We start from the raw sequence: 16,663 nt of genomic DNA, 5'->3' as shown, positions 1-16,663 counted from the left end.
GGGGCGGCTGCCCGGACACCGGTGCGCCGGCCACTACTCGCGACCCAGGTCGCGGTGCCGGGCGACCGCGGCCACGCCCTCGGCGCTGAGCCGGCGGGCGAACTCCTCGGCGATGGCCACGCTGCGATGCTTCCCCCCGGTGCAGCCGACCGCCAGCGTGAGATAGCGCTTGCCCTCGCGGCGGTAGCCGGGCACGAGCAGGCGGAGCACCTCGATGTAGCGGTCGAGGAAGTCCTCGGCGCCGGGCTGCCCCAGCACGTAGTCGCGCACGTCGGCGTCGCGCCCGCTGTGCGCGCGCAGCTCGGGGATCCAGTGCGGATTGGGCAGGAAGCGCGCGTCGACGACGAGGTCGGCGTCCAGCGGCAGCCCGTACTTGAAGCCGAAGCTCATCACCGTCGCCGTGAGCGGCGGGGTGCGGCCCTCGCGGGCGAAGGCGTTCTCCAGGGTGGCCCGCAGCTGATGGACGTTCAGGTCGCTGGTGTCCACCCACAGGTCGGCCTCGCCGGCGATGCCCCGGAGCAGGGTCCGCTCGGCGGTGATCCCGTCGGTCAGCGTGCCGGTGCCCTGCAACGGGTGCTCGCGGCGGTTGGACTCGTACCGCCGGACCAGCACCTCGTCGCGAGCGTGCACGTAGACGACGCGGGGCCGGTGACCGGCCTCGGACATGACCCGGATGGCCTCCTGCAGGTCGCTGGAGAAGGCCCGGCTGCGCACGTCGACGACGGCGGCGAACCGGCGCACGTCGCCGCGGGCGCCGAGCTCGACCATGGGGAGCAGCAGCGCCGGCGGCAGGTTCTCGACGACGAACCAGCCGAGGTCCTCCAGCACCCGCCCCGCGCTGTTCTTGCCCGCCCCGGAGAGGCCGGTGACGACGACGACCTCGAGCGGCGGCGTCTCGGTGGACGCCGGGTCGAGCGCCGTGGACAGCCCGTTCTGCGGTCCGACCGGTGCCGGGTCGTCGGCCATCGGCCGCTCCGCTCCCTCGGTCACGTCGGGTCCGTTCGTCACGAGGCCACCCGTCCGACCTCGGCGGTCGCGCCGGCCCCCACCTGGGGATCGCCCTGCTCCGCGACGCCCTGCGGGCCGAGAGTGGTCTCGACGGCAGCGTCCTCGACCGCGGCGCCGTCGGTGGCTCCGGCGTCGGCCGGCTCGGCGATCGCCGTCTGGACCGCCTCCGCCGTCCGCCGTCCGATGCCGGGAACCTCCATCAGCTCCTCGACCGTGGCCGCGCGCAGCCTCTTGAGCGATCCGAACTGCTTCATCAGCGCCTTCCGCCGGGTCTCGCCGAGACCCGGGACGTCGTCCAGCAGGGACACCAGCATGCTCGTCGACCGCTTCTGCCGGTGATAGGTGATCGCGAAGCGGTGGGCCTCGTCGCGCACCCGCTGCAGCAGGTAGAGCGCCTCGGAGGTGCGCGGCAGGATCACCGGGTCGCTCTCCCCCGGCAGCCACACCTCCTCCATGCGCTTGGCCAGGCCGCAGACGGCGACGTCGACGATGCCGAGCTCGTCCAGCGACCGTGCGGCCGCCGCCACCTGCGGGGCACCGCCGTCGACGACGAGCAGGTTGGGCGGGTACGCGAAGCGGCGGGGACGGCCCTCCTCGGCGGCGTTCCCCTGCTCGTCACGGCGGTCGGCCTCGTCCTTGAGGTGCCGGGCGAACCGGCGCCGGACGACCTCCGCCATCGCGGCGGTGTCGTCGGTGCCGTTGGTGACGGAGAACCGGCGGTAGTCGGACTTCTTCGCCAGCCCGTCCTCGAACACCACCATCGAGGCCACGACATTGGTGCCCTGCACGTGGCTGATGTCGATGCACTCGATCCGCAGCGGCGCGTCCGGCAGCTCGAGGGCCTCCTGCAGCTCCGACAGCGCCAGGGAACGCGCGGTGAGGTCGCTGGAGCGCTTCACCCGATGCCTGGCGAAGGACTCCTTGGCGTTGCGCTCGACGGTCTCCATCAGGCTCCGCTTGTCGCCCCGCTGCGGCACGCGCAGGGACACCCGGCCGCCCCGGAGCTCCTCGAGCAGCTCCACGTAGACGTCGGCGTCCTCGGGCAGCTCCGGCACGAGCACCTCGCGGGGCACGGCCTCCCCCGCCTCGCCGGTGCCGGTCTGCTCGTCGACCCCGCCGTAGACCTGTAGGAGGAACTGCTCGACGAGCTCGCCGGTGCTGACCTCCTCGACCTTGTCGATGATCCAGCCGCGCTGCCCGCGCACCCGCCCGCCGCGGACGTGGAAGACCTGCACCGCGGCCTCCAGGTCGTCCTGGGCGAAGGCGACGACGTCGGCGTCGGTGCCGTCACCGAGGACGACCGCCTGCTTCTCCATGGCCCGCTTCAGCGCGCCGAGGTCGTCGCGCAGCCGGGCGGCCTTCTCGTACTCCATCGCCTCGGCGGCCTCGGCCATCTCGCGCTCGAGCCGCCGGATCATCGAGTCGGTGCGCCCGGCCATGAAGTCGCAGAAGTCGTCGACGATCTGGCGGTGCTCCTCGGCGCTGACCCGGTCGACGCAGGGCGCGGCGCACTTGCCGATGTAGCCCAGCAGGCACGGCCGGCCGATCTGCCCGGCCCGCTTGAAGACGCCGTTGGAGCAGGTGCGCGCCGGGAAGACCCGGGTGAGCGTGTCCAGGGTCTCGCGGATGGCCCAGGCGTGGGCATAGGGGCCGAAGTAGCGGACGCCCTTCTTCTTGGGTCCGCGCATCACCTGCAGCCGCGGATAGTCCTCGTTGAGGGTGACCGCCAGGGAGGGGTAGCTCTTGTCGTCGCGGTAGCGGACGTTGAACCGCGGATCGAACTCCTTGATCCAGTTGTACTCGAGCTGGAGCGCCTCCACCTCGGTGCCGACCACGGTCCACTCGACGCTCGACGCCGTCGTCACCATCTGGCGGGTGCGGGGGTGCAGGCCGGCGACGTCGGCGAAGTAGCTGTTCAGCCGCTGGCGCAGGCTCTTGGCCTTGCCGACGTAGATGACGCGACCGTTGGCGTCGCGGAACTTGTAGACCCCGGGGCTCTCCGGGATGGAGCCGACCGCTGGGCGGTACGTGGACGGATCGGCCATGTCCCCACCCTAGGTCGCGGCACCGACACGCCGTCAGCGGACGTACCCGTCCGTCCCACGCGTCACAGCCGCGCGCACGACGCCCGGGCATGCCGCCGGAGCGGAGCCCGAGGGCCCCGCTCCGGAGTGGGTGCGGACGAGCGGATCAGCCGACCGGCTGCGACCGCCGCACCGGAACGCTGGTGGGCACGCGGGCGGCGACGACCGATGCCCCGCGGGCGGTCAGCCGGGCCGCGCGACGTGCCAGCACCGCGGCCGCGAGCACCCCGACGGGAACGGCGACGAAATCGAAGCCGCCGACGACCGCGTCCTTCGTGACAGCAGCGAGGGAGACGCCCAGAAGGGCGAGCAGGACGACGGTGGAGAGGATCCCGGACCCTCGCGACCCCTTGCCCTTCCAGGGCTCGCCGCAGTGGGCCATGTCCGGGTCGCAGTCGGGCGTGAGTGCGCTCATCGCGGCCTCCTCGTAGGCCGCAGCTGCGGCCTGGTGACGTTGGTCACACGCAGCGTACGCCCCAGGTGACTTCCCTCACAAGCCCGAATCTGCTAACCGCTCGTGACGCTGCGTGGACGGCGGACCGCCGTCGAGCGTCGAACGCCGGGGCGAGGGTTCCCGACCCCGCCCCGACCCGCCGCTCAGCTGGCCTTCTTGCGAACCCGCTTCTTCACCGGGCCGGCGGCCGCCGCGGCGACCGCGTCGGCGTCCAGCAGCGGCGCGAGGTACCGGCCGGTGTGGCTCTCCTGCACCGTCGCCAGGAACTCCGGCGAGCCCTCGGCGACGACCGTGCCACCGCGGAACCCGCCCTCGGGTCCCATGTCGATCAGCCAGTCGGCGCTCTTGATGACGTCGAGGTTGTGCTCGATGACGATCACCGAGTTGCCCTTGTCGACCAGGCCCTGCAGGACGAGGAGCAGCTTGCGGATGTCCTCGAAGTGCAGGCCGGTGGTCGGCTCGTCGAGCACGTAGATGCTGCGGCCGTTGGAGCGCTTCTGCAGCTCGCTGGCGAGCTTCACGCGCTGCGCCTCACCGCCGGAGAGCGTCGTCGCCGGCTGGCCGAGCCGGACGTAACCCAGCCCGACCTCGGTGAGGGTGCGCAGGTACCGGGCGATCGCCGGGATCGCCTCGAAGAAGTCCGCGGCCTCCTCGATCGGCATGTCGAGGACCTCGGCGACGGTCTTGCCCTTGTAGTGCACCTCGAGGGTCTCCCGGTTGAACCGGGCGCCCTTGCACACCTCGCAGGGCACGTAGACGTCCGGCAGGAAGTTCATCTCGATCTTCAGCGTGCCGTCGCCCGAGCACGCCTCGCAGCGCCCGCCCTTGACGTTGAAGGAGAAGCGGCCCGGCAGGTAGCCGCGCATCTTCGCCTCGGTGGTCTGGGCGAAGAGCTTGCGGACGTGGTCCCAGACGCCGGTGTACGTCGCCGGGTTGGACCGCGGGGTGCGGCCGATCGGCGACTGGTCGACGTGCACGACCTTGTCCAGGTGCTCCAGGCCGGTGATCGTGCGGTGCCGTCCGGCCACCTGGCGCGCCCGGTTCAGCTGGTTGGCCAGGGTCGTGTAGAGGATGTCGTTGACCAGGGTCGACTTGCCCGACCCCGACACCCCGGTGACGGCGACCAGCACGCCGAGCGGGAACGTCACGTCGATCCCGCGCAGGTTGTTCTCCCGCGCGCCCTTGACGACGAGCTCGCGCCCCGGCTCCGGCTCGCGCCGCTTCTCCGGCACCACGATCTGCTTGCGCCCGGAGAGGTAGGCGCCGGTGAGCGACCGCTCGGAGGCGAGCAGGTCCTCGACGGTGCCGCTGACGACGACCTCGCCACCGTGCTCACCGGCACCCGGGCCGATGTCGACCACCCAGTCGGCGACCTTGATCGTGTCCTCGTCGTGCTCGACGACGATGAGCGTGTTGCCCATGTCGCGCAGCCGGACCAGGGTCTCGATGAGCCGCGTGTTGTCGCGCTGGTGGAGACCGATCGACGGCTCGTCCAGGACGTAGAGGACGCCGACGAGGCCGGAGCCGATCTGCGTGGCCAGCCGGATGCGCTGGGCCTCGCCACCGGCGAGCGTGGCCGCCGGCCGGTCGAGGGACAGGTAGTCCAGGCCGACGTCGACGAGGAAGGAGAGCCGGGCCTGGATCTCGCGGAGCACCTGGTCGGCGATCACCTTCTCCCGCTCCCCCAGCTCGAGGGCGTCGAGCCACTGCGACGCCTCGCCGATCGACAGATCGGTCACCTCGGCGATGGAGCGGCCACTCAGCTTGACGGCGAGGATCTCCGGCTTGAGCCGGGTGCCATGGCAGACGGCGCACGGGACGTCGCGCATGTAGCCCTCGTACTTGTCCCGCATGTAGTCGCTGTCGGTGTCGTCGTGGCGGCGCTCCAGGAACGGCAGCACGCCCTCGAACGCCGCGTAGTAGCTGCGCTCGCGGCCGTACCGGTTCTTGTAGCGCACGTGCACCTGGTCGGGCGAGCCGTGCAGGATCGCCTTCTGCACCTTGGCCGGCAGCCGCTCCCACGGCTCGTCCATGGAGAAACCGATCTGCTGGGACAGCCCGGAGAGCAGCCGGGTGAAGTACTCGTTGCTCATCGAGCTCGACCACGGCGCGATGGCGCCCTGGCCGAGGCTCTTGCCCGGGTCCGGGACGACGAGCTCGGGGTCGACCTCCTTGCGGGTGCCGATGCCGGTGCACTCAGGGCAGGCGCCGAAGGGCGAGTTGAAGGAGAAGGACCGCGGCTCGAGCGCCTCGAAGGAGAGGCCGTCGTCGACGCAGGCGAGGTGCTCGGAGAACGTCCGCTCCCGGTGGAGGTCGTCCTCCGGCAGGTCGACGAACTCGAGGACGACGAGACCGCCGGCCAGCCCGAGGGCGGTCTCGACCGAGTCGGTCAGACGGCGCTTGGCGCTCTCCTTGACCGTGAGCCGGTCGACGATCACCTCGATCGTGTGCTTCTCCTGCTTCTTCAGCTTCGGCGGCTCGGTCAGCGAGTGGACCGTGCCGTCGACCCGGACGCGGGAGAAGCCCTGGGTCTGCAGCGAGCTGAACAGGTCGACGTACTCCCCCTTCCGTGCCCGGACGACCGGGGCGAGCACCTGGAAGCGGGTGCCCTCCTCCATGCCGAGGACCTGGTCGACGATCTGCTGCGGGGTCTGCCGGGAGATCGGCTTGCCGCAGTTCGGGCAGTGCGGCTGACCGGCACGCGCGTAGAGCAGGCGAAGGTAGTCGTAGATCTCGGTGATGGTGCCGACGGTCGACCGCGGGTTGCGGTTGGTCGCCTTCTGGTCGATCGAGACCGCGGGCGACAGACCCTCGATGAAGTCGACGTCCGGCTTGTCCATCTGGCCGAGGAACTGGCGGGCGTAGGCCGACAGCGACTCCACGTACCGGCGCTGGCCCTCGGCGAAGATCGTGTCGAAGGCGAGGCTGGACTTGCCCGAGCCGGAGAGCCCCGTGAACACGATGAGCGCGTCACGGGGGAGGTCGATGGTGACGTCCTTGAGGTTGTGCTCTCGGGCGCCGCGGACGACGAGCCGGTCCATGTGATCCCTGTCGGTCGCTGGTTGATGTCGCGGTGCTGCGGTGCGGCGGCCGTCGGGGCCCGGTCGCGGTCCTCCAGGAGCAACGACGGGGCAGGCCGCGGTCGTCCGCCCGGAGGTGTGAGCTGCGCCCGGGTCACCGCCCGGACGGCGGTCAGCCGGTCGCAGCGGTGGTGGGGTCGAAGGTCGGGGCGTACCGCCGCCAGGGCAGCCGCCGCTCCAGCTCTCCGGCCATCCACAGTAGTCGGCCTTCGGCACCCGGCGGCCCGACGAACTGGACGGGCACGGGCGGCCCGGCCGGCCGCGTGCCGGCCGGGAGGACCGTCGCCGGGAGCCCTGCGAGGTTCCAGGCGGCGGTCCACGGCGCCCAGCGGGCGTTGGCCGTGATGTTGGCCAGGAAGCCGCGCTCGTGCCAGGGCCGGGCGGGCAGCGGCGGGCCGGTGGTCACCGGGGTGAGGAGCAGGTCGACGTCGTCGAAGAAGCCGATCATCTGCTCGCGGAAGCGCTCCTGCGTGCTCGGGCGGACCAGACCGAGGCGGCGGACCACGCGGCCGAGCCGGGCGTGCGTGCGGCTGCGCGGCTGGAGGGCGGCGCGGTCGATGCCCAGGAACTCGGCGTCGTCCTCCGCGCCGGCCATCCAGCGGACGAGAGCGCCGGCCGCCGCCGCGGGCGTGATCGGCGGGTTCCGGCGGACGACGACGTGCCCGGCGGCCCGCAGCTGGGCGACGACGGCGTCGAGGGTGGCGCGGGTCGCGGCGTCGGCGCGCACTCCGGGGACCGGTGAGCGGCTGCTCACCGCGATCCGCAGCGGCCGGCCCGGGTCGCCCGATCCGCCCGGCTCCTCCCCCGCCATGACCGCGTGGGTGACGGCGAGGTCGGCCACGGTGGTGGCCAGGGCGCCGTTCACCGCCATGCCGGACCAGTCGTCGGCGCCGATGCCGCCGGGGACGACGCCGCGGCCGGGCTTGAGGGTCACCAGGCCGCAGGCGGCGGCCGGCAGCCGGAGCGAGCCCATGCCGTCGTTCCCGTGCGCGATCGGCACCGAGCCGGAGGCGACGGCCGCGGCGCTGCCGCCGGAGCTGCCGGCGGGTGAGAGCGCGGTGTCCCAGGGGTTGCGGGTCACGGTCCCCGGCCCGTCCGTGGCGGCGTAGAGGCAGAGCTCGGGTGCCCGGGTGATGCCGACGACGACGGCACCGGCCTTGCGCAGCCGCCGGACCACCGGGTGGTCCCGGTCCTCGGGGCCGGCGGTACGTGCGGGTGACCCGTCGGTGCAGGTCTCCCCCGACACCGCGACATTGTCCTTGATCGCCACCGGCACCCCGGCCAGCGGCAGCGCGAAGCGGGCCGGGCTGGCGTCGACCGCCGCTGCCTCGGCCAGGGCCGCCTCCCGGCGGACCACCCGGAAGGCGCCGATGCGCGCGTCGACCGCGTCGATGTGGTCCAGGTGCGCGCGGACGACCTCGACCGCGGTCAGCTCCCCGGCGTGCACCCGCGCGGCGATCTCCGTGGCCGACAGCCCGACGATCCCTGCCCGTGTCCCGGCAGTGTCCTGAGCAATGCCCTGAGCAGTGTCCCGAGCAGTGCCGACACCTCCGCTAGCGTCCATGACTGGACCGTAACGGCGTCCGCCGACACTTTCCGAACGGAGTCCGGATGAGCACCTCCACCTACACCGGGGACGTCGAGGTGGGCGGCCCCGCCGACGTCCGCGAACTGCCCGGCCTGACCATCACCAAGGTCGCGGTCAGCGAGATGGCGAACAACGCCTACCTGCTCCGCTGCACCGCCACCGGCGAGGCGCTGCTGATCGACGCCGCCGCCGAGCCCGACACCCTGCGCGCGCTCATCGGCGACGTCGACGTGCGCACCGTCGTCACCACGCACGGGCACTGGGACCACCACCGCGCACTGCCCGAGGTCGTCGAGGCGACCGGGGCGGTTCCGGTGGCGCACCCCGCGGACGCCGCCGACCTCCCGGTCCCCGTGCAGCGCCCCGTCGAGCACGGCGACACCGTGCCCGTGGGCGACCAGGTCCTCGAGGTCGTGCACCTCCGCGGGCACACCCCGGGCAGCATCGCGCTCGTCTGGCGGGGCCCCGGCGACGCCGGAGTGCACGTCTTCACCGGCGACAGCCTCTTCCCGGGCGGCGTCGGCAACACCCAGAAGGACGCGGCGCGGTTCGCCAGCCTGATCGACGACGTGGAGCAGCGGCTGTTCGGCACCCTGCCCGACGACGCGTGGGTCTACCCGGGGCACGGCAGGGACACCACCATCGGCGCCGAGCGCCCGTCGCTGCCGGAGTGGCGCGAGCGCGGCTGGTAGCCCGGGCACGCGACGGCGGGGCCGGTCCGCAGACCGACCCCGCCGCCGTTGCTCGCCCGATCGTCAGGCGCTGTCGCGCTCGACGTCGTGATCGTGCAGGTGGTCGTGCGCGAGACCGCCGCCGCCGCCGGCGAAGGTGTACTCCGGCCCGGCCGGGGCCGGAAGGGTGGACGCCCGGCCCGGGACCTTCTGGCCCGGAACGCCGTTCACGGCCTGGGTCGAGTAGCCGAAGTGCAGCATCGCGTAGGCGATCAGGTCGCTGTTCACCTCGAGCGCCTCGGCGTCGTAGTTGGTGATGTCGTCGCACGCCAGGTGGTAGCAGGGGTCGAACTGCTCCCCCGCCGTGCCGCCCCAGATCGCCTGCTGCTGCGGCGTCTTCCGCACCTCGGCGCCGGTGAAGAGACCACCGGACGGGATGCCGTTGTCGATGAACGCCTGGTAGTCGCTGCGGCCGGAGAACTCGCTGTCGTCGTAGGGCTGGCCGACCTCGGTGTAGTAGCCCTCGTAGACGGCCTCGATGGCCTCGGAGCCCGGCGGGACGACCACCGGGGCGGGGAAGGTCGACTCGTTCGCGTCGTAGACACCGAGGTAGTAGTTCGGTGAGGCGACCATGTCGTAGTTCATGTACAGCGCGATGCGCTCGCGCTCCTCGGGCGAGAGCCCGGTGACGTAGTCGGTCGAGCCGATCAGGCCGGACTCCTCGGCGGCCCACCATCCGAACCGCAGCGTGTTCGGGGTGTTGGACTTCGCCATCAGCAGCGCCGTCTCCAGCAGGGCCGCGGAGCCGGAGCCGTCGTCGTTGATGCCCGGCCCGGCGGCCACGCTGTCGAGGTGGGCGCCGGCCATGACGACGTTGTCGGCGTTCTTCCCCGGCAGTTCGGCGATCACGTTGTAGTCGATGCGCTCATCCGGCTCGACGAGCACGATGCGCGCGGTGGCGCCGGGCGCGGCCAGGGCCTCGCCGGCGGCGAAGCTCGTGCCGACGACCGGGCCCTCCGCCTGATAGGTCCCGAGCGTCGGGTTGATGACGCCCTGCCGGTCGTCCGCGGGGGTGTTGCCCTGGTTCATGATGACGACGGCCTCGGCGCCGGCAGCCTCGGCGAAGGTGGCCTTCTCCTCGAAGCTGCAGGTCCCGCGCTGGACGAGCGCGATGTCCTGGTCGCCGGTGAAGTCGAGGCCGGCGAAGTCGTCCGCCTGGCAGCCGCTGGTGTTGGCCCGGTCCCCCTCCAGGTTCAGATCCACCGGGATGACCCGGCCCTCGACGGTGGTGTAGCCGGAGCCGGCCGCGATCGCGTTGGGGTGCTCGGCCCGCGTCGGGGAGAGCTGCGTCAGCGTCGAGGGGTAGTCGAAGGTGATCGGGACCTCGTCCAGGGTGACCGTGTAGCCGGCGTCCTCGAGCAGCCCGGCGACGTAGTCGACGCTGGCCTGGTAACCGGTGGTGCCGGAGGCCCGCGAGCCCGGGTAGACCGGATCGGTGCTCTCCTCGGCGATCCGCTGGAACGCCTGCATGTGCTCGAGCACGCCCTCGGTCGTGACGCACTGCAGCAGCTTGTCGTAGGAGTTGTTGCTCCGGTTGTCGCAGGCGTTGCCCGGTGCCGCGGTGGCCATCGTCGCGGGCAGTGCCATCGCCAGCAGCGCTCCACTGCTCACGACCGCAACGGCTCGGGATGTCGTCCGCCGTGCGGACGTGGTCCGTCGTTCGCTCACGCTGGGTCCCTTCGCTCGGATTCCGGCGCGGGGGGACCGCGCCGGGCCGACCTGGGTCGGTGATCGACCCTCACCCGCGCAGCGACCGGTCGCACACCGGAACGAAATCGTCACCCAGCGCTGCGACCGCTTCTCGTCAGCCCCGAACCGCGGCGCTGAGCTGGACTTTCGGGCCTCGGTCGCGGGCGACACGCCATCCGGGTCGGTCGGACGCTCAGTAGCCGAGGGTCACGTTCGGTCACTCTCCGGACTGTGTCGCCGGCAGCCAACGCGCCCACCAGCGCAGGATGTGCTCGAAGCGGGCCAGCCGGTGCCGCGGCCGTCCCGACCGGGACAGCTCGTGCCCCTCGCCGGGGAACACCAGCAGCTCGGAGGGCACACCGCGGCGCTGCAGCTCCACGAAGAACCGCTGCCCCTGCTCCAGCGGCGTCCGCCAGTCCTCCTCCGAGTGGATGACCAGCGTGGGCGTCGTGACGGCCGATGCCTGCGCCATCGCGCTCTGCGCCGCGATCCGCGTCGGATCCGTGCCCAGGTACTGGTCCGCGAAGTACCACCCGATGTCGGACGAGCCGACGAAGCTCACCGGATCCGTGAACGCCCGCTCCACCACGGCGGCCACGAACCGGTCGGTCCGGCTCAGCAGCAGCGCGGTGAGGTAGCCCCCGTACGAGCCGCCCATGATCCCGACGCGGTCAGCGTCCAGGGCCTGGTCCTCGAGCGCCCCGTCGAGGAAGGCGAGCACGTCGTCGGCGTCGAGACCGCCCCAGCCCTCCCGGATGGCCCGGCCGTGTGCGGCGCCGTAGCCGGAGGACCCGCGCGGGTTGCACTGCACCACGGCGTATCCCGCGGAGACGTAGACCTGGGTCTCGTCGAACAGGCTGCGCTCGTACTGGGCGAACGGGCCGCCGTGCACCGTGAGCAGCACCGGGTGGGGACCCGGTCCCGGCGGCGTGGTGACCCAGCCGTGGACCGGATACCCGTCGGACGCCGAAGCCGTCCGCTCGCTCGGGCGGTGCAGCCGCCCGGTGGCGCCGAGCTCGCGGCCGAAGCCGGTCAGGAGTCGCCGTCCGCCCGGCGTGATCGCCAGCAGCTCCCCCGCCGACCGGTCGTGCGCCACGGTCGCGACGACGACATCGCCCGCGGCCGCGACCCCGCGGACGGCGAACGCTCCGTCGACGACCGTCCCGGGCCCGCCGCCCGCCAACGGAACCCGGAGCAGCTCCACCGCTCCGCGCCGCTCCACGCCGACGAGCACGGCGTCCCCGGCGAGCACGGTCGTCGGCGTCGCGTCACCGCGCTGGTACTCCTCCGGGTCCAGCAGCGGCCGCAGAGGACCGCCGTCGGCCGGCACGACGCAGGGCACCGCCTGCCGGGCCACGAAGTCCAGTCCCTCGGGTCCGAGGTCGGGCATGGCGGTGAGCACGACGGACGCACCATCGGCCGTGTACGCCGGACGGGAGCAACCGCCCCGGGCCTCGGTCAGCCGGCGCAGGCCGGTGCCGTCGACGGCGACGGCGTAGACGTCGGTCACCAGGTCGCGCTCGGCCCGCGGATGCCGCGAGGAGACGAACGCCAGCCCGGCGCCGTCGGGGTGCCAGGTGACGTCCTCGCAGTCGGCCGTGCCGGTGGTGACCTGCACGGGCTCGGGCGACGGCGCGGTGTCGTCGGCGAAGTCCGCCGGCAGCTCGACGACGAAGACCTGGCTCGGGCGGTCGCCGGTGAAGCCGACGCCGTCGCGCCGGTACTGCAGCGTGGTGATCAGCCGCGGGGGCTCCGCGGCGGGCGTCACCTCCTCGACGGTGCCGTACCGGCCGTGCTCGGGAACCCGGGCGACGTAGGCGAGCCGGCGGGAGTCCGGCGACCACACGGGGGCGCCTGCGCCGAGGTGGTGCGAGGTGAGCCGCCGGGGCGCGCCGCCGGCCGCGGGCAGGAGCAGCACCTGCGGCTTTCCGCCGGGCTCGGCTCCGAGGTAGGCCAGCCAGCGGCCGTCCGGGGAGAAGGCGGGGTCGGTGTCCCGCTGCCCCGACGTGATCGGCCGGGCCGGACCGGAGGCGTCGGTGGGCACGGCCCAGAGCTGACTGCGGTACTCGTCCGCCTCGAGATCCGGCCAGCTCACGCCGACGACGGCGATGCGTCCGTCCGGCGAGACGGTCGGCGTCCCAGGGACGCGGAGGAGCGCGAGATCGTTCGGGCGCATGCCAGGACGCTATCCGCCCGGCCCGAGCGCCCCTCGTCCGCTCCGCGGCTCAGACGACGGGCGTCCGGTCGTCGGCCCAGGTGATCCGGTCGTAGCCGTAGGCCCGCGCGACGTCCCGGACGGCGCCGGTGATCCGCTCGGTCTCCGCCCGCAGGACGAACTCGCCGTCGACGGCGTACAGCGAGAGAAGCGCCACCGGGCCGCGGTGCACCCCCAGGTCCAGGGGCAGCTCGACCCGCGCCCCTCCGAAGGTGCGGGTGAGCAGCGTGCCGCCCCAGTTCAGCTCCCGGCCGGACTCCGAGACGGCGTAGACCAGCAGCCGGCGCAGGCGCTGCGTCTGCCGCAGGTCCACGATCAGCTGCTCGAACTCCTCGCGGTCGGCGGTCAGGACCGGCGAGACCGAGCCCGGCGGGCCCGTGACCAGCCCGCGCTGCCGCTCGACCACCGACGACGAGCCGTCCGCGAGCTCGAACAGCGCCCCGAGGCTGACGTCGCCCACCGCCGGTGAGCAGATCGCCTCGACGGTGAGGGCTCCGATCCCGCTCTGCAGCCGGTTCAGGGTCACCGTCGGGTCCCGGGGGGTGAGGATGACCCGCCCGCGGGCAGCCACCCGCGGCACCGGGCGCCAGGACGTCGGCTTCTCCCGCGTCGACCGGCCGGGACGGCGCGCGGCGGCCGGGGTCGCGGCCCCCGGCGCGGGCGTGGGCGGCGCTGCGGCGGGCGGGTCCGGGAAGAGGTCGAGGAAGCCGGCGCCGGCCGACGGGGCGGGCTGCGCAGGCGTCGACGTGGACAGGTCGAGATCGGCGGACGGCGCGGGGGCGGACAGGTCGAGCCCCGACGAGGGCGCCGGAGCCGCCGGAGCTGCCGGGGCGGACAGGTCGAGGTCCCCGCTTCCCCGCCGGGGAGCGGGGGTGGCCGACGCGGACAGGTCGAGATCGTTGCTCACCGGCCGGGCCGGCGAAGGTGGCGGAGGCGGAGCAGGCGTCGGCGTCGGAGCGGGCGTCGGGGACGGAGCACGGCGCGGAACCGCTGGCGCAGCCGCGCCGGGAGCCGGGCGCAGGCTCCGGTGGCGGAGCCAGCCGAGGTCGGTGCGTCGAGGTGCGGTGGCCGGATCGCGACCGGTCACAGCGGCAGGCCGTAGTCCGAGGCGACCCCGGTGATCCCGCTGGCGTAGCCCTCCCCGACGACCTTGAACTTCCAGTCGCTGCGGTGGCGGTACACCTCGCCGAGGACCAGGGCCGTCTCCGTGGACAGCGCCGGCGCCAGGTTCTCCGAGCGGACCAGCTCGCGGTTGTCGGATCCGTCACGGACGCCCACGGTGAGCTGCCGGAGCTGGCCCAGGGTCCGCCGCGCCGCCGTCCCCTCGTTCACGAAGAGCACGAACGCCACCCGGTTCACCTCGGGCGGCACATCCGGCAGGTCGATCTCCACCTGCTCCTGCTCGTCGGCCAGCGCCTTCTCCAGCCGGCTCACGGACAGGTCGGGCGACGTCAGCTGGTTGAAGAAGACGAAGTGCTCGGCGGAGAGTGCCTTGTTCGTCTGGTCGCAGAGGACGGCGGCCATCACCAGGTTGTCCTGCAGCACCGGCTCGGCGTTCCCGTTCCACGAGACGCCGACGACGATCTGCCTCAGTCCAGGGATCTCGCGCGTGAGGGGCACGTTCGCCCCGCGGCTCATCGGAGGCATCAGCGGTCAGCCGTCACAGGGCTGGTCATCACAGGTCGGTCATCACAGGGTCGGTCATCACAAGGTCGGTCATCACAGGTCAAGGTCCGATCCGGAGAACTTGGTTCGCAGGAAGCTGCCCTGCGTCATGAGCGCGTCGACGTCCTGGGCCTGGGTCGCCTGCAGGACCGCCACGGCGGAGTCCTCCAGCGCGTCCAGCTGTTCGAGGAGCGACTGGGTGGGGGTGGCCCCCGACGGCCGCGGCACGTCGACGAGGTCCTCGTCCACGGCCAGGTAGCTGCGCAGCGTGGTGGGCAGGTAGTCGCCCACGGCGCCCCGGACCGAGATCGTGGCGTAGACGTCCAGCGGCCGGATCTCCGAGGTGTCGACGACCTCCGCCAGGACGTCGGTGATCCGGCGGGCCGTGACGACGGCCCGCAGCGGCAGCCGCCCGGCGGAGGCGTTGATCAGGCGGTTGACCGACGCCAGCGCTGCCCGCAGGGCGTCCGGGCTGTCCCCGGGGTCCGCAACGGGACCCTGCGGGGAGACAGCCGGCGCCTGGGACCGCCGGAACCACGCCACGCCCTGCTCACCCCTCTCGTGCCGTCCCCCGGCGGCGCCGCGGGACGGGCCGCGCTCAGTTGCCGGCGATTTCGTTCTGTCGGGTGCGCTCGAGGTAGGGCTGGGCCCGCTGGATCTGCCCCTCCAGCGCCTGGACCGTCTGCGCCATCGAGTCGATCGCCTGCGCCCGGAACGTGTCGACGGCGTCCATCGTCGCGAACACGTTGTCGAAGGCGGCCTGCAGCTTGGCGACGTCGACGGTCGAGGACGCGGCCTGCTGGTTGATCGCCGTGCCCTGGATCCGCAGCTGCTCGGACGTCGACTCGATGAGGTGCGAGGTCACCGTGTTCAGCGCGGTGATCTGGTCGAGCACCAGCTTCTGCCGGCTCAGCGCCTGGGAGACCATGACGGCGGTGCGCAGCGCCGCGATGGTGGTGGTCTGCGCGCGGTCCACGCCGCGGATGAGCTCCAGGTTGTTGCGGCGGATGAGGTCCAGCGCCATGTAGCCCTGAACCGCGACCGCCATCTGGGTCATGATGTCCTGCCGCCGCTGTCGGACGGGGAACAGCGCGTCGGAGCGGACGGTGTTGGCGTCCTCCGTGCGCCCTGCCGCCTCCAGCTCGGCGACCTTGTTTTCCAGCGCGGCGTCGAGGGCGGCGGCGAGCTCGTTGTACTCCCGCAGCTTGCCCATCATCGACCACATGTTGGCCTTCTCGGTCTCGATGGCCGCGTTGTCCTTGCGCAGCTCGTCCTGACCGGAGTCCAGGGCCTTGATGATCGAGTTCAGGTGCGACTGGGCCGACTGGTACTTGGCGAAGTACCGGTCGATCTTGTCGCCGCCGGGCAGCCACTTCAGGACCTTCTTCACGCCGGTGAGGTCGGCGCGGTTCGGGTCCAGCTCGGTGACCGTCTGGCGGAGGTCGACGAGGGTGTTCGAGACCTTGGTCTGGGCGTCGACCTTGCCCTTGCCCATCGCCGCGGCCGGGCGCTCGAGCATGCGGTTGGAGACGGAGGCCGAGGCCCGCATCTCGCGCTCGCCGAGGGCGGTGATGGACCCGACCTTCTCCGAGAACGCCGGCGACTTCGTGTCCAGCGACACCAGGTCGGCGACGAACGCCGTCGCCTTGGCCTGCAGCTCCGCCTGCTTCGCGTCCTCGATCGGCACGGCGGAGGGCGCCTGGTCGGGCGCGACGACGACCACTGCCTGCGGCGGCGCCAGCACCAGGCCGCCCGCCGCGGGAGCCGCGCCGGTCCCCGCGTTGGGGGCGGAGGTGGAGCCGAGGTCCAGTTCGGACATGGAGGTCACTCCTCGAAGACGCGGTGGCGCCGGCCGTGTCGACGCCGCTCCGCCCGGGTGGACGGGGTGCGGCAGCGGACAGTCGGTTGCAGGACGGGAGCATCCGGCCTGCAACCGTTTGTCTAACACGCGACGCGGACGATTCGAACTCTTTCGACGCAGGATACGACCGGTGTCACGGCTCCCCGGGGCGCCGGACGCCCGCCCGATCACCTCCGCGCGGTCCTCACCTCCGGGACGACCTCGACGGGGACCGGCGCCGGTGCCCCCGCCCGTAGTCTCGCTCCGGGCATCAGGAGCCGGAATCACCGGCCACCGTGCTCCACCGGC

12 protein-coding genes are annotated in these 16,663 nt (G+C 72.7%); 1 reads left to right on the top strand and 11 read right to left on the bottom strand.

Annotated elements, in window-relative coordinates:
* Positions 1 to 33 precede the first annotated feature (33 nt).
* From rapZ to LBW97_RS18470, 5 genes are all read right to left on the bottom strand, one after another.
* Positions 34 to 990, bottom strand: a complete 957-nt coding sequence (rapZ, locus tag LBW97_RS18490) for an RNase adapter RapZ (RefSeq protein ID WP_224500831.1) — start codon at positions 988 to 990, stop codon at positions 34 to 36.
* A gap of 14 nt (positions 991 to 1,004) precedes the next feature.
* Entirely contained in the window at positions 1,005 to 3,053 is a 2,049-nt protein-coding gene (uvrC, locus tag LBW97_RS18485; protein ID WP_224500830.1) for an excinuclease ABC subunit UvrC, read from the bottom strand.
* Between the two features lie 145 nt (positions 3,054 to 3,198).
* Positions 3,199 to 3,507, bottom strand: coding sequence for a hypothetical protein (locus LBW97_RS18480; protein WP_224500829.1), 309 nt, complete (start codon positions 3,505 to 3,507; stop codon positions 3,199 to 3,201).
* A 182-nt stretch (positions 3,508 to 3,689) separates the two neighbouring features.
* Entirely contained in the window at positions 3,690 to 6,587 is a 2,898-nt protein-coding gene (gene uvrA / locus LBW97_RS18475) for an excinuclease ABC subunit UvrA (RefSeq protein ID WP_224500828.1), read from the bottom strand.
* 151 nt (positions 6,588 to 6,738) lie between these two features.
* Positions 6,739 to 8,190 carry an amidase gene (locus LBW97_RS18470; RefSeq protein WP_224500827.1) on the bottom strand — a complete coding sequence of 484 codons (1,452 nt, stop codon included), beginning with the start codon at positions 8,188 to 8,190 and terminating at the stop codon, positions 6,739 to 6,741.
* Positions 8,191 to 8,237: 47 nt separating this feature from the next.
* Here LBW97_RS18470 and LBW97_RS18465 point away from each other — a divergent pair, with 47 nt between their 5' ends.
* Positions 8,238 to 8,906, top strand: coding sequence for an MBL fold metallo-hydrolase (locus LBW97_RS18465; protein WP_224500826.1), 669 nt, complete (start codon positions 8,238 to 8,240; stop codon positions 8,904 to 8,906).
* A gap of 63 nt (positions 8,907 to 8,969) precedes the next feature.
* Here the strand turns inward: LBW97_RS18465 and LBW97_RS18460 are convergent, their stop codons facing one another.
* The 6 genes from LBW97_RS18460 to LBW97_RS18435 form a co-directional block, all read right to left on the bottom strand.
* The gene (locus LBW97_RS18460; protein ID WP_224500825.1) at positions 8,970 to 10,556 is read right to left on the bottom strand and encodes a M28 family peptidase; all 1,587 of its coding nucleotides are present in this window, start codon (positions 10,554 to 10,556) and stop codon (positions 8,970 to 8,972) included.
* A 295-nt stretch (positions 10,557 to 10,851) separates the two neighbouring features.
* Complete coding sequence (locus LBW97_RS18455; protein ID WP_224500824.1) at positions 10,852 to 12,810, bottom strand: S9 family peptidase; 1,959 nt, start codon at positions 12,808 to 12,810, stop codon at positions 10,852 to 10,854.
* A gap of 49 nt (positions 12,811 to 12,859) precedes the next feature.
* Positions 12,860 to 13,756, bottom strand: a complete 897-nt coding sequence (locus LBW97_RS18450; RefSeq protein WP_224500823.1) for a hypothetical protein — start codon at positions 13,754 to 13,756, stop codon at positions 12,860 to 12,862.
* A 176-nt stretch (positions 13,757 to 13,932) separates the two neighbouring features.
* Entirely contained in the window at positions 13,933 to 14,487 is a 555-nt protein-coding gene (locus LBW97_RS18445; protein ID WP_224500822.1) for a TerD family protein, read from the bottom strand.
* Positions 14,488 to 14,568: 81 nt separating this feature from the next.
* A complete protein-coding gene (locus LBW97_RS18440; protein WP_224500821.1) occupies positions 14,569 to 15,057 on the bottom strand; it encodes a hypothetical protein in 489 nt (162 codons plus the stop codon).
* 55 nt (positions 15,058 to 15,112) lie between these two features.
* Positions 15,113 to 16,333: a toxic anion resistance protein gene (locus LBW97_RS18435; protein ID WP_224500820.1), complete on the bottom strand. Its 1,221-nt coding sequence runs from the start codon at positions 16,331 to 16,333 to the stop codon at positions 15,113 to 15,115.
* Positions 16,334 to 16,663 lie beyond the last annotated feature (330 nt).

Source organism: Blastococcus sp. LR1 (assembly GCF_020166105.1).
GTDB lineage: Bacteria > Actinomycetota > Actinomycetes > Mycobacteriales > Geodermatophilaceae > Blastococcus.
This window is presented reverse-complemented; position numbering and strand designations above follow the sequence as displayed.